We start from the raw sequence: 13,754 nt of genomic DNA on the forward strand, positions 1-13,754 counted from the left end.
GCGTCCCGGGACATGGGAGCTCGAAACGCCTCGACGCGGAATGCGGAGGGCGTGTCCCTTTCCATACAAGTAGGCATTGGAGGCACAGCCCGCGCCTTCAACGTCGATGGTCGGCGTGCGGACGCCAGGTTCGACGTGCAGGCGAGCGGGCGAGCCCCTGTCTAGCGGCGCGTGGCCTTGCGTTTCCGGCCACCCGCCTTGCGTGCGGCTGTCTTCGTGCGCGCCGTGACCTGCTTTCGCGCCGGCTTCGCGCCCCCGCGCGGTGGACGCGGCGGTTCGGGTGGCTTCAGCGAGAGTCCTTCCAACCGCTCGCGCAAGGCCCGTGTCTCCTCCTTGAGGCGGTCCACCTCTTCGCGCAGTGATGCCACCTCGCGGGCCTGCGGTTCGCCTTCGCGCAGGAAGCGCACCGTCTCGCGCGCCGCGCGCCGGGCGACGGCATCCAACAGTGGCGTCTGCTCCAGCGCGGGCACCAGGCGTGAATCCCCCAGCGTGCGCGCCGCCTCGAAGACGCCCATGCGGACGCGGAAGAGCGGGTCGCGGAGCAGCTCCGCGAGCAGGTCCACGGCCTCGCGCTTGCGACCCGCGACCTCCGCCAGCTTCGCCACCGCGAGCGTGGCGGCGCGGCGCAGCGGAGCCGCGTGGCCATAGGCGGTGCGCGCCAGCACCACCGAGAAGGCGGCGGGGTCTTGAGACTCGGCGAGCCCATCCACCGCGCCCACGGCGATGACGTCCTGGTACGAGGGCCGGGTGCTCGCGGCCTCCAGGACGCCCAACGCGTCCGGCGCGCGCACGCGGCCATAGCTGCGGGCGGCCTCCGCCTCCACGAAGTAGCTGGTGTCACCGCCGTTCACCAGGGCGCGCAGGCGGGCTGTCACCTCCGTGTCGCGGCGGAACTCGCCCAGCGAAGCCACCACGGCGCGGCGCACGCGGGGATGCTCGGTGGACAGCGCGTCCAGGAGGCGCGCGCGGGAATCGGGGGTGCGGATGCGGCCCAGGGACTTCGCGCACGCGGCGCGAGTGCCCCAGAACAGCCGCGCGTCCGCCAGCGCCGTGCCCAGCGCGTCCACGGCGCGGGGGCTGCCGTCGCGTCCCAGGGCCACGGCGGCTTCGGTGCGCGCGCGCATCTCCGGCGCGGCACGCAATTCCTCCATCCAAAGGCCCGCGGACTTGTCCACCGTCAGCGTGCCGAGCACCCCGCGCCGAGGGTCCACCCGCACCTGCGAGGGCGCGCTGGGGCAGGGCAGGTGGAACGCGTGCTCCGCGTCCGTCACCTCCAGCCGGTGGACGGTGTCGCGGCCGTCCACGGTGAGCGCCACGTCCACCGGCAGCCGGAAGAGGGGCACGCCGTCCGCCGTGGACTGCGTCTGGCGCACCTGGAGGCGCAGCCGCGCTTCTTCGGCGTCGTAGCGGACGTCGACCTTCAGCTCGGGGTGGCCGGGCGCGAAGACGTACTGGTCGAAGAAGGCGTCCAGGTTGTGGCCCGTGGCGTCCTCGAACGCGCGGGCCAGGTCCACCGTCTCCACGGAGCCGTGGCGGTGTCGCGCGACGTAGTGGCGCAGGCCCTTGAAGAACAGGTCATCTCCCAGCCGGCGGCGCAGCTCGTGGAGGACCAGGCCGCCCTTTTCGTAGAGGTGCCGGTCGAAGACATCCATGGGCGCGTGGAAGCGGCGCGCGACAATGGGGCGGGCGTAGCGCTCACGCGCCTCGCTCAGGTAGGCCTCCAGGTCCACGAGCCGGTGCTGGTCGGCCTCGTCTTGCCCGTCGGCGCGCTCCTTCCAGAGCATCTCGAGCCAGGTGGCGAAGCCCTCGTTGAGCCAGCCATGGGGCCAGTCACGGCAGGTGAGCAGGTCCCCGAACCACTGGTGGGCCAGCTCGTGCGAGATGAGCGGCTCGGCGTTGTAGTCCGGCTGGGCGCGCGCGTCGTGGAGGACGGTGTCGGTGAGGCTGGTGGCGGAGGTGTTCTCCATGCCGCCCAGGATGAACTCGGTGACGAAGACCTGGGCGTAGCTGCTCCAGGGGTAGGGCTCGCCGGTGACCTCCTGGAAGACGCGCACCATCTCCGGCGTGCGGCGCACGCAGCGCAGGGCGTCCTCCTTGCGGCCCTTGGGGAAGAGGTAGCGCAGGGGCACCGTGCCAGCCGTGTCGGTGGCCTCTTCAAATTCACCCACCACGAGCGTGACGAGGTACGGCGCGTGCGGCTGCGCCATCCGGTAGTGCTGGGTGCGGCGGCCGTCGTGGACGCGGTCGCTTTCCAGTGTGCCGTTGGACAGGGACGTCATCGCCTCGGGGAAGGTGGCGATGACCTCGGACGTGGCCTTCTGGGCGGGCGTGTCCAGGCAGGGGAACCAGGCGCGCGCGTCGATGTCCTGGCCTTGTGTCCAGGCCTGGCGGGGACGGTGCGGATAGGCGGCGTCGGGCGCCCAGAAGTAGAGGCCGCGGCGAGGCCGGGCCGTGTAGCGGATGGCCACCTCACAGGCCTGCCCGGCGGCGAGCGGCGCGGACAGCTCCACGCGGACGTGGGCGCCGGAGTTGGAGAAGCGCGCGGCGCGGCCGTCTACCTGGACGTCGGACACGTCGAGGTCCACCGCGTCGAAGGTGAGGGTGTGGACGGGACGGACGGCGGAGACGCGCGTGGTGCACAGGCCGGTGATGCGGTGGGTGTCGAAATCGAGGTCGACCTCGATGCGGACGTGCTCGGCGCGGACCGGCCGCTCGGCGGCGTAGTGCTCGGTGGCGCCAGGAAGGGAGAAGGGGCGGGGGCCGGAGGGGACGGACTCGGAGGCGTGACGGTGGCAGCAGCGCATGGGCACTGGGGACTCTTCCGCAAGCTCGCGTCACCGTCGAGAAGGAGTGCACCCGGGGGCCGATGAGCGTCGTGTATCGACGAAGTCATGAAGATGACGCCAGGGGCGCGCCCCTCCCCACTGGAGCGTTCATGACATGCACCTGAACACACGCGGAACGGCGTCAACCGGGTAGTCTCTGACCACCGTGCAGTGGGTCCTCTTCTTCTCCGACAGACATGTGCGTGAGCAGCTCTTCGCCCGGGTGGATTCGACCCGTGGGTTGTTGCTGGTGACAGGGGTCCGGCACGGCGCGGCCATGCGTCCTCCGGAGTCGCGCGAGCCCTTCGCCACGCTGGAGCGACTCCATGGCGACGTGCTGTCGCAGGTTCTGGTGGCCGACGAGGGCACCACGGATGGGATGTGGAGAGACCCGCTGGGAGACCTGGGCGACCGGCTCCACCCCGGAAGCCGGGATGACGCCTACGCGGCGTCCACGGGCTACCTGTTGCTGCGGGACGGCCGGCCCGCGGCGGTGGTGCGCAAGCAGGGCACGCCGTTCGAGGACCTCTGGTTCCTGCAAGAAGCCCTGAGCAAGCTCACCCCTCGCGTGCCCCCGCCGGACCCGGCCCAGCGGCCAGGACGCCGCCGCGCGGAGCCCGCGCCCCGCTCACCCCCACGGCCCGCGAGCGGTGGCACGCACGCCCGCGCAGCGGGGACGCGAGAGCGGGCCGGCTGGGACGATGAGGCCACGCCCCCTCGGGGTACGCGCGTGCCGCCGCCCGCGCCGCCGAGGAAGGACCCGTGGACGGTGCTGGGCATCGCGCCCGGGACGCCCCTGGATGAGGCGCGCAAGGCCTTCCGGGCGCTGGTGGTGCAGTACCACCCGGACAAGGTGGCGCACCTGGCGCCGGAGTTCCACGCGCTCGCCGAGCTGCGCACACGGGAGATTCTGGACGCGTGGGAAGAGGTGGAGCGAGCGCTGTCCGGAGGGGCGTGAGCCCGCGTGGCTACAGCAGCAGTGATGTCGGCGGAGGCGTGATGAGCGTCTTGCCGCTGTCCAGGGCGAAGCGCGCGACGATGGGCATGTGGTCGGACAGCCCATGGAAGCGGCTGCGGAGGTCCCCGAAAGGAGACGTCTCCTGCGTGTCGAGCCAGCGCACGCCCGCGCCGGAGAACACGTGGTCCAGGTGCATCCGCATGTGCATGAAGCCGGCGGTGGGGAATCCGCGCGACACGTTCGGGTCAATCTGTCCCACGGCGGCCTGCGCGCAGGTGAGCCGGCCATCGGTGGTGAGATAGCGGTACACGGGCGACGCGGGCGGCGAGTTGAAGTCTCCGCACACGATGTAGGGCTCGTCGCCGGTGAGCCCTTGCATGAACTCCGTCAGCTTGCGCGCCTCGTGGAGTTGGTTGATGCCGCCGCCCATCTTGTCGCGCGTGGCCCAGAACTCACGGGCGAAGGGCGTGGGCAGGCTGAGGTGGGTGTTGAAGATGTGGAAGGGGTGCCTGTCCTCGCGGCGCAGCAGGCGCATGTGCGCGCAGATGCGGCTCTGCTTCCGGTCCTTGAGCCGTTGGACGTGGTGGTGGGTGATGGCCTGGGGGGCGCCCACGTTGTGCGTGGCCACCTCCAGCTTGCGCGTGTTCACCAGCACCGCCAGCCCCGTGGTGTAGAGGGACACCTCGCGGAGCTTGTAGTGGTGGGCGCGGAAGTAGAAGGCCTCGTAGGGCATCTCCCGGCCCAGCCTGTCGAACGTCTCCACCATCCGGCCCATGAAGGCGGTGAGCTGCGTCTCGCCCGGCTGTTTGGGCCGGTCGGCGATGTTGCTGCGGAGCGAGGACGTCTCCACCTCCTGCAGGCAGACGACATCCGGCAGCGGGTCCAGCGACGCCAACGCCGCGGCGACGCGCCGCTTGGGGCCCACGGTGCTCGCCAGGCCGCGGAGCATGTGGCCGAAGTAGCGGACGTTGTAGGTGACGATTCGCAGCGGGGATGGGCTCATGGGCAGCGCGTTGGCCCCTCCAGTGGGCCTCGGGAGGAAACTACTAACCGCCAGGCGCTCCGGCTTGGGATGGCGTCAGGCACCTGACACTCCTAGGGCCTGCCCGCTCGGCCGCACTGCTCGTGCGGGGAGGCGAGGACACCGCGCCAAGATGCTCTTCACCAGGCAACGACTGGAGCCGGGTTTCAGCCACCCTGTGGTTTTCTGCTGAGGGTTCCGGGCTCGCGGGGGGCGCCCGGCGGCCCGTGACGGGTCATCAGCGGTGTAACCGAAGGAGGGCTGTTCATGCGGGGATACACGTGGGGTGTTGCAATCGCATCCATGATGGGGCTCATCGGGTGCGGCGAGGACGACACGTATCTGTATGACGTGACGCTGGATGCGGCGGCGCTGAGCAACGTTCCGAACGAGTGCTCGGGCCAGCTCAAAGCACAATTTGAAGGAGACGGCCCGGCGACTGGAATCGAGGCCCAGCAACAGTGGCGCCTTCAGCGCGGGGAGATGGATTCGATGACGCTTGAGATGCCCGATCTCAACATTCGGGCTCCGGGTATCTCTGGGTACAGCGTGGACGCGGACGACGAGCCGGACATCTTCCACGGTTCAGTCGGCGCGGACGGTGGTTTTCAGTTCGTGCAAACCAAGGTGACGAACTTCGGGTTTGAGTGGGGGGCCTACCAGGCGTTCAGCATCGTCATCACGAGCAAGCACCTGGACGACACCATCCAAGGCCATCTGTGGTTCCGAAGTGAGCACCTGGTCGCGCCTCCGGAAGCCGATTGGGATGAGGCGGAATGCGTCGCGACCATCCCTTTCACGGGCAAGCGCGTGAAGGAGTAGGCTGCTCCGCTCGTGTCGCCGTGGCGCGAGCCCTGTGACGGAAGGAGCGGAGACCGATGCGTGGAGACCAGTGGGGCGCCATGGCCGCCGTGGTGATGGCGCTCACGGGATGCGGCGAGGACGACACGTATCTGTATGACGTGACGCTGGACGCGGAGACGCTTGCCCAGGTGCCGACGGAGTGCAGCGAGTTCGTCGAACCTGCCCAGGGGCCCGCGGTCGGCCTGGACGCGCAGCAGCGCTGGACGATTCGCCGCGGGGAGATGGACTCGATGTTCCTCGAGGTCCCCGACATCGACTTCCAGACGCCGAACAACGCCTACGTCATCAACGGCGACGGCGAGCCGGACGTGCTCATGGGCTCGGTGGGCGCGGACGGCGGCTACCAGTTCATCCACATCCAGACGCGCCTGGATGAGGAGCACAAGCTGTCCGCGCTGGGCAACGAGCACGCCTTCCGCATCGCCATCCACAACAAGGACCTGGATGACGCCATCCAGGGCACGGTCTGGGTCCGCAACGAGCACGTCGAGCGGGACCCCGTCAACGGCTCCACGATAGCCTCCGGCTGCGCCTCCGCCGTCCGCTTCACCGGCCGCCGGGTGACGGAGTAGCGCGCTTCATCCGCACCACCGAGTCCAGCAGGTGCTCCAGCGCCGCCTGGGGCTCGGTGCACAGGCCGGAGTGCACCGGCCCCGTCTGGATGATGGTGCTGCGCGGCGCCACCACCCAGTGCCAGCGCTCCTTCTGGGACAGCTGGCCAATGGGCCCCGAGCCCTTCCCGCCCTCGCACACGCGGCGGAAGCTCTCCAGGTGGCCGCGAATCACGTCCACGTCAACGTCGGGCCACAGCGCCTTCAACCGCGCTTCGTCCGGCTCCACGCGCACGCCCAGGAAGCGCTGGGTGGCGCAGAAGAGGACGACGCCCGCGTTGATGAACTCCTCGCGCTCCACGCGCGGGACGACGCGGATGATGGCGTAATCAAACGAGCTGGGCGCGGGCACGGTCCGCCTCCTCGATGAACGCGGGCACGGCTTCCAGCCGGCGCAGCAGCCGGTGGCGTAGGCGGCGCGGTGCGCCTCGGCGGTGGGGAAGGGGGACTCGGTGCTCGTGAGCCATGCCTCCGGAATGGCCCCGACGATGCGCTCCACCACCTCCCGGGTGATGCGCTCGCCCAGGTGCTTGCCGGCCTCCGTCAGCGCCGTGGCCCACGGCAGCAACACGTGGTCCTTGATGGGCGCGAAGCGGCCCTGGCTGCGCGCCTCCCAGTCGTCCCACGAATGGTGGAAGTACAGCGAGGCCCCGTGGTCGATGAGCCACAGCTTCCGGTGCCAGGTCAGCATGTTGGGGTTGCGTGGGGTCCGATCCACGTTGGTGATGTACGCGTCGAAGGCGACGATGCCGGACGCCTCCGCCGCGGTGGGCGCGGGGTCCGCCACCGGGTCGAACGTCACCGACGCCGGAAGGTAGTCCAGCGCCAGGTTGAGGCCCGCGCTGGCCTTGAGCAGCTCGCGAATCTCGGAGTCCGGCTCGTTGCGTCCCAGGGCCGGGTCCAGCTCCACCAGTACGAGCTCCGGCACCCGCAGGCCCAGCTCCCGGGCCAGCTCTCCGGCGATGAGCTCGGCGACGAGCGCCTTGGCGCCCTGTCCGGCGCCCCGGAACTTCACGACGTAGAGCCCCGCGTCGTCCGCCTCGATGATGGCCGGCAGCGAGCCGCCCTCCCGCAGTGGCGTCACGTAGCGCGTGGCGGTGACCGTCCTTGGCATTCCTGACCTCCCGTCCTCTCTCCTGGCGTCGTCCCTGGGGCGTCGGGCCGCGTCGCGGCATGTAGCATGCCGGCCGGGGGGGCGCTGATGCCGCCTCGGGCTGATCGCTGGAAACTTTGTCCGACACAATGCGACAATCATTTATCGGCGTTTTTTCTGCCCCCCACGGAGCTCCCCCACCATGGAAATCTCTCGCAAGCCGAAGTCGCCCGTGTCGCAGTCCACCCGCGCTGGTGACACGGCCAAGCCGGCCGCTGCGGCCAGGCCCGTGGAGAAGGCGCCGGTCCAGACGGCGAAGGATGGCTTCGACTCGGCGCCCACGGGTGGCGCGCGGGGCTCCAACTTCGTGGACCGCCCGAAGGGCAACTTCGTGGACCGCCCCACGGGCCTGCCCCAGGGCACCCCGTCGGCGCTGCCGGCCTCGGCCTTCACCTTCGGCTCCGGCCACGTCGCCGTCCGTCCCTTCGCGGCCCGCGCGCCCGTGACGCTGACGGCGTCCGCCACGCCCAACGCGAAGGTGAACGACCTCCAGACGACGACGTCCACCGTGTCCTTCGACCAGGACGTGAAGCTGGACTCGCTGAAGCTGAACCTGGACCTGGCGCACACCTTCAAGGGTGACCTGGTCGTCAAGCTGACCAGCCCCTCCGGCAAGACGGAGACCCTCCACAACCGGAAGGGTGGCAGCGCGGACGACATCAAGGGCAGCTTCGACCTGGCCGCCTTCAAGGGCGAGTCCACCAAGGGCACCTGGACGCTCTCCGTCGAGGACAAGGCTCGCCGCGACACGGGCACCCTGAAGAGCTGGAGCCTGGACGCCGCTGGCCAGACGACGGGCACGGGCCCCATCGAGGAGCCGAAGCCCCAGCTCTCTGGCCCGCCGGTCATCGCCGTGTTCGACGGCGGCGTGGACTTCAAGCACTCCGACCTGGATGACGCGATGTGGGTCAACCCGAACGAGGTCGCGGGTGACGGCATCGACAACGACGGCAACGGCGTCAAGGACGACATCTACGGCTACAACGTCGGCTACAACAGCGGCGACGTGATGCGCGGCAGCGGCACGGACCACGGCACGCACGTGGCCGGCATCATCGCCGCCGAGGACAACGGCGAGGGCAACACCGGCGTCGCCGCGGGCAAGGCGAAGATCATGAGCCTGGGCGGCCTGTACAACGGCGCGGACCTCCTCACGAACTTCGAGCGCGGCGTCGACTACATGGTGAAGATGAAGACCGAGCACGGCGTGAACATCCGCGCCGTCAACGCGAGCTTCGGCAATGAGTACCGTGACGCGGCCTCCGTGAAGCGCTGGACGGACGCGGTGCAGAAGCTGGCTGACGCGGACATCCTCCTGGTCGCGGCCACGGCGAACGGCTACGGCAGCAACCTGAACGACGTGGCGGACATGCCCGCCAACATCGACCTGCCCAACGTCATCACCGTGGCGTCCATGGACAAGAAGAACGACAAGCTCGCGGACTTCTCCTCCTACGGGGACAAGGTCGTGGAGCTGGCCGCGGTGGGCGAGGACGTGCTGAGCACCGTCCCGGGCGGCCGCTGGGAGGAGATGAGCGGCACCTCCATGGCCACCCCGACGGTGGCGGGCGCCGCGGCGCTGATGTTCGCCGAAAACCCCAACCTGACGGCCGCGCAGGTGCGTGACCTGCTGGTCCAGACGGTCGAGGTGGACTCCGACCTCAAGGGCAAGGTGAGCACCAGCGGCAAGCTGGACATCGAGGCCGCCGTCGCCGCCGCCAAGGCCACGCTCGAGGACGACCCCACGGTCGCCGGGCGCTGAGCCGGTCCTGAGATGACGCAGTGAAGCGCTCCCGGTGCCCAGGTGCCGGGAGCTTTTTCGTGCCCGATTTGGTTGCGCACAATTTAATTGCGCCCTACTTATCTCCCATGTCGATGGATGACCCGCTCAGCCTGGACCGGCAAATCTGCTTCCCGCTCTACGCGGCGGCCCGGGCGATGACGCAGGCGTATGCGCCGCTGCTGTCACGGCTGGGCCTGACGTACCCGCAGTACCTGGTGTTGCTGGTGCTGTGGGAGACGGACGGGGAGACGGTGAAGGGGATGGGGGAGCGGCTGTACCTGGACTCGGGGACGCTCACGCCGCTGCTCAAGCGGATGGAGTCCCAGGGCCTGGTGCGGCGGGAGCGGAGCGCGGAGGACGCGCGCTCGGTGCGCATCTACCTGACGTCCGAAGGGCGGGCCCTGCGCCGCAAGGCCACGTCCATTCCCGAAGCGATGGCCTGCAAGTTGGGGCTGACGCTGGAGGAAGCGACCCGCCTGCGCCGCGACGTCCAGCGCCTTTTCGAAGTGCTTTCTCAGTCGCACGTTGATTCCGCGAAGTAACGCTCAAGGAGAACACCATGGCTCCCGTCGCTCTCTCTCCGCTGTACAGCACCTCCGCCACCGCCCACGGTGGCCGCAACGGCCGCGTGAAGTCGGAGGACGGCGTCCTGGACCTGCCCCTGGCCATGCCCAAGGAGCTGGGTGGCGCGGGCGGCGCCGTCACCAACCCGGAGCAGCTCTTCGCGGCGGGCTACTCCGCCTGCTTCGAGAGCGCGCTGCGGCTGGTGGCGCGCATGCAGGGGAAGAACCTGGGCAACGACGCGGGCGTGCGCGCCACCGTCACCATTGGCAAGGCGCCGGACGGCGGCTTCGGGCTCGCGGTGGAGCTCCAGGAATCCTGCCGGGAATCCCCAATGACGAGGCCCAGAAGCTGATGGCGGCGGCCCACGAGGTGTGCCCGTACTCGAAGGCCACGCGCGGCAACATCGACGTGAAGGTCTCCGTCGCTGGCTAGTCGCACGTGGAGTGTTCAGGGGGCCGCGCAGGCGTTGGTATCGCGCGCGATGTCGGATTCCTCGCTGCCGGCTTCCGCGCCGCGTGCGTCGCTGGCCCTCATCGTGACCGGGAGGGCCATGTCATCGGCCGGCGCGAAACGAAGCCGGAGCACGCGCGCGCTGTTCGACGAGTGCGCGCGTGCCTGGGCACAAGGCGCCTACGGCGTGACGCCCGGCACCCACACGCCCCAGTCCGTCAGCTGCGTGCCGCCACCGCCGGGCGTGACGTGGTCAAGCAGCGGCTGGAAGCGGGCCTCGTGGGCCAGCCCGGAGAGTGCATCCTCCCAGGGGTCGGCGGCGTAGGCCTGGACGCGGACGTTGTTCGCCTGGGGCTGCGCCGTCTCGAACTGGAGCACCGGCACGTGGTGCGTGCCCACCGTCAGCGTCTCGCGCTTCGCTGGTGCGGCGCCCTCGGGGGCAGGGGGCCATTGCCGTGCGTCCAGTGACTCCCAGATGCGCGCGAGCACCGCCTCCTCCAGTGGCACGGCTTCCGCCTGGGCGAAGTCCGGGCACGCCGCTCCCGAGGTGGGCGGCGTCACCTGCTGACGCAGGATGAAGCCTCGCTCCGCGGCCGGCAGGTGCGCAGCACGGACGTGGTGCCTTCCGTCTCCATCCGCATGTCGAACCAGGTGCCAGGCCCCCAAGGGCGGGCGAGCGTCGGAGGCAAGCCGGTGGTGCCACCCTCCTGTCCCTGGCGCGCCTCCACCAGGGTGAGCTGTGAGCCGCCGCCCATGGCGAAGCCCGCCAGCGTGATGCTCGCGTCGAGCAGGCCATTGGTGAGGTACAGCGGGCCCGGCGTCGCCGCGTAGAGGCGGTTCTCCAGGGGGCCGTCGAACGCCCGCTTGTCGTTGAGGTAGCGCTTCGCTTCCCAGTGGCGGCCCGCGGCGGTGAGCTGCTCGGTGCTCTGCTTGCCCTCGCGGGGGACCTCCAGCGCACGCGACTCATCCGCTCGCACGGGCACGACCAGCGGCCGCGCCAGCATCGGCCGCCGCGACGGCGCGCCGCCATCCTCGGTGAAGTAGAGCGTCACCCAGACCCAGGGCAGCTCCACCGCCACGACCTCCAGCGTCACCACACCGGCCACCGCGGCCTCTGGCGCGGTGCCGGGCTGCTGCCGGCCCATGGCCTTGCGGTTGGCGGAGAAGGAATACGCCACGCGGTCGCCCACGCGAGCCCGCAGCCAGGGCGAGTTGCCGCGCCGCGTTGGCGTCTCCGTCTCCGTCTCGGTCTCCGACTTCGTCTCCGTCACGGGCTCCTGGGTGGAAACTTCCGGCGGCGCGGTGGTGCCCTCGGAGGGCGTGGTGTGGGGCTCCACGCTCTTGCAGCTCGAGCCAAGGGCCAGGGCCGCGCACAGCATCGCGGAGCGGGACAGGGAGGAGGCGACAGGCTTTCGCATTCGGGCAACCTCGGCGGTGAGGGGCATTGCGTCACCCCTGTCCGACCTTGATACACCGGGGTGCTGGCCCGCCCTCAACTTTCTGGAGTTCCGCGTCCCATGACCACGAACCTGCGCATTCGTCGTGTCGTCCTCTACAAGCATGGCGTCGGCTACTTCGAGCGCCGGGGAAAGGTGAGCGGCAACGACACGCTCCACCTGGACTTCAAGGCGCGTGACATGAACGACGTGCTGAAGTCGCTGACGGTGCTCGACTTGTCGGGCGGCTCGGTGTCGGCGGTGAGCTACGACTCCACGAAGCCGCTGGAGCAGCTCCTGGCGGAGGCCACCATCCGCATCCCGGAGGATGGCAGCCTCACGGCGCTGCTGGGGCAGATCAAGGGCGCGCGCGTGCGGGTGCGCGTGGGCGGCGCGCAGGTGGAGGGCTCCATCATCGGCCTGGACTCGCTGGCGGTGGCGGCCGGCGAGACGAGCCTGATGCGCCCGTTCCTGTCGCTGCTGGTGGGCGCCTCGCTGCGGACCTTCGACATCCTGGACGTGTCGGAGCTGGAGTTCCTGGACGAGGCGGTGCGCAAGGATTTGGAGTTCTACCTGGCCACGGTGCTGTCCTCGTACAAGAAGGACTCCAAGCGGATGGCCATCCTCACCTCGGGCCAGGGCGAGCGCGAGCTGTTCGTCAGCTACGTGGTGGAGTCACCGGTGTGGAAGACGAGCTACCGCATCCTCCTGGATGAGGGCGAGCCGCCGCTGCTCCAGGGCTGGGCGCTGGTGGACAACACCGGGGACGAGGACTGGGTGGACGTGAAGCTGTCGCTCATCGCCGGGCTGCCGGTGTCCTTCGTGCATGACCTCTACAACCCCCGGTACATGAAGCGGCCGGTGGTGGAGGTGACGACGGAGGCCGCCGCCGCGCCGGTGATTCCGGAGGAGAGCTTCGGCAGCGCCGGGGACATGATGATGGAGAAGGAGATGGCCGCGCCGATGATGTCCGCCATGCCCGCCGCGGCCCCCATGGCCGCGCCGCGCCGCTCTCGGGCGGAGAAGGCCATGGTGGGCGGCCCTGGCCGTGGAGGCCCGAGCCGGCGCGAGGCCATGGAGACGAGCGCCGCGGTGACGACGCTCACGAAGGAGGTGGGGGACCTCTTCGAGTACGGCGTGGACCGGCCGGTGACGGTGCACCGCAACCAGAGCGCGCTGGTGCCCATCCTGCACAAGCCCTTCGAGGGAAAGCGGGTGCTCCTCTACAACCGGGCCACGCGTGAGAAGAACCCCATGGCGTGCATCGAGCTGAAGAACACCACGGGGCTCACGCTGGAGGGCGGCCCGGTGACGGTGTCGGAGGACGAGCGCTACGTGGGCGAGGCGATGCTCGACACGATGAAGCCGAATGACCGGCGCTTCGTGCCCTACGCGGTGGAGCTGGGCTGCGTGGTGTCGATTGAGGACCACACGGAGGACGGGCCGGTGTTCCGCGTGGCGGTGAGCTCCGGGATGCTGGTGGCGGAGTACTTCCACGTGCGGCGCACGACGTACCTGTCGCGCAACAAGGGGCAGCGGGCGCAGGTGCTGTTCGTGGAGCATCCGCGCCAGGGCTGGGAGCTGGCCAAGGATGCTCCGGAGCCCGCGGAGACGACGGACGGCTTCTGGCGCTTCAAGCGGGAGCTGGCCGCGGGGGGGCAGGACTCGCTCACCGTCACCGAGCGCACGCGGGGGCAGCGCCAGTACCTCATCTCCAGCATGGGGTTGGACCAGGTCTCCTACTTCGTGTCGCAGCGCTTCGTTGACGAGAAGATGGCGGGTGCGTTGAAGGAGGTCGTCACGCAGCGCGAGCAGGTGGATGCGCTGGCAAAGGACGAGCAGCGCCTGCAGGAGGAGCGCAACCAGCTCTTCCGGGACCAGGAGCGCATCCGCTCCAACATCGAGTCGCTGAAGAGCGGGGCGTCGCAACGCGAGCTGGCGGACCGCTTCGTGTCCAAGCTCAACGAGCAGGAGGACCGCCTGGAGGCCATTGCCAGCGAGTTGGAGAAGCTGGCGAAGCAGCGGCAGGAGGCGCAGAAGGCGCTCAACCGCCGCATCCAGGCGCTCAGCTACACGGCGGACCTGTAAT

The 13,754-nt window shown here is 69.8% G+C and carries 9 protein-coding genes and 3 pseudogenes; 7 read left to right on the plus strand and 5 right to left on the minus strand.

What is annotated here, in order from left to right:
• Positions 1 to 161 precede the first annotated feature (161 nt).
• Positions 162 to 2,804 carry a M1 family aminopeptidase gene (locus QEG98_RS03705; protein ID WP_316565767.1) on the minus strand — a complete coding sequence of 881 codons (2,643 nt, stop codon included), beginning with the start codon at positions 2,802 to 2,804 and terminating at the stop codon, positions 162 to 164.
• Between the two features lie 187 nt (positions 2,805 to 2,991).
• Between QEG98_RS03705 and QEG98_RS03710 the strand changes: the two genes are divergently transcribed.
• Positions 2,992 to 3,783 (plus strand): J domain-containing protein, encoded by a 792-nt coding sequence (locus QEG98_RS03710; protein WP_316565768.1) that lies wholly within the window; start codon positions 2,992 to 2,994, stop codon positions 3,781 to 3,783.
• Positions 3,784 to 3,793: 10 nt separating this feature from the next.
• Here QEG98_RS03710 and QEG98_RS03715 read toward each other — a convergent pair whose 3' ends face one another.
• On the minus strand, positions 3,794 to 4,786 hold the full coding sequence (locus QEG98_RS03715) for an endonuclease/exonuclease/phosphatase family protein (RefSeq protein WP_141591761.1): 993 nt from the start codon (positions 4,784 to 4,786) through the stop codon (positions 3,794 to 3,796).
• 321 nt (positions 4,787 to 5,107) lie between these two features.
• Here QEG98_RS03715 and QEG98_RS03720 point away from each other — a divergent pair, with 321 nt between their 5' ends.
• A complete protein-coding gene (locus tag QEG98_RS03720; RefSeq protein WP_316565769.1) occupies positions 5,108 to 5,626 on the plus strand; it encodes a hypothetical protein in 519 nt (172 codons plus the stop codon).
• A gap of 56 nt (positions 5,627 to 5,682) precedes the next feature.
• Positions 5,683 to 6,240, plus strand: coding sequence for a hypothetical protein (locus QEG98_RS03725; protein ID WP_316565770.1), 558 nt, complete (start codon positions 5,683 to 5,685; stop codon positions 6,238 to 6,240).
• Here QEG98_RS03725 and QEG98_RS03730 read toward each other — a convergent pair.
• Entirely contained in the window at positions 6,215 to 6,631 is a 417-nt protein-coding gene (locus QEG98_RS03730) for a DUF3037 domain-containing protein (RefSeq protein WP_316565771.1), read from the minus strand. The genes QEG98_RS03725 and QEG98_RS03730 overlap by 26 nt on opposite strands.
• A pseudogene (locus tag QEG98_RS03735) lies at positions 6,609 to 7,393 on the minus strand (HipA family kinase). Before QEG98_RS03735 ends, QEG98_RS03730 begins: the two are co-directional and overlap by 23 nt.
• 181 nt (positions 7,394 to 7,574) lie before the next feature.
• On the opposite strand from QEG98_RS03735, the gene QEG98_RS03740 reads away from it, so the two are divergent.
• From QEG98_RS03740 to QEG98_RS03750, 3 genes and pseudogenes are all read left to right on the plus strand, one after another.
• Positions 7,575 to 9,194 carry a S8 family serine peptidase gene (locus QEG98_RS03740; RefSeq protein ID WP_316565772.1) on the plus strand — a complete coding sequence of 540 codons (1,620 nt, stop codon included), beginning with the start codon at positions 7,575 to 7,577 and terminating at the stop codon, positions 9,192 to 9,194.
• Positions 9,195 to 9,301: 107 nt separating this feature from the next.
• Entirely contained in the window at positions 9,302 to 9,757 is a 456-nt protein-coding gene (locus QEG98_RS03745; RefSeq protein WP_171452291.1) for a MarR family winged helix-turn-helix transcriptional regulator, read from the plus strand.
• Between the two features lie 17 nt (positions 9,758 to 9,774).
• Positions 9,775 to 10,211: pseudogene (locus tag QEG98_RS03750) on the plus strand (organic hydroperoxide resistance protein).
• Positions 10,212 to 10,409: 198 nt separating this feature from the next.
• Here QEG98_RS03750 and QEG98_RS41615 read toward each other — a convergent pair.
• A pseudogene (locus QEG98_RS41615) lies at positions 10,410 to 11,791 on the minus strand (DUF6068 family protein).
• On the opposite strand from QEG98_RS41615, the gene QEG98_RS03765 reads away from it, so the two are divergent.
• The gene (locus QEG98_RS03765) at positions 11,747 to 13,753 is read left to right on the plus strand and encodes a hypothetical protein (RefSeq protein ID WP_316565775.1); all 2,007 of its coding nucleotides are present in this window, start codon (positions 11,747 to 11,749) and stop codon (positions 13,751 to 13,753) included. The pseudogene QEG98_RS41615 and the gene QEG98_RS03765 overlap by 45 nt on opposite strands.
• Position 13,754: the final 1 nt, after the last annotated feature.

Origin of the sequence: Myxococcus sp. MxC21-1, assembly GCF_032612255.1 — a bacterium.
GTDB classification, from domain to species: domain Bacteria; phylum Myxococcota; class Myxococcia; order Myxococcales; family Myxococcaceae; genus Myxococcus; species Myxococcus virescens.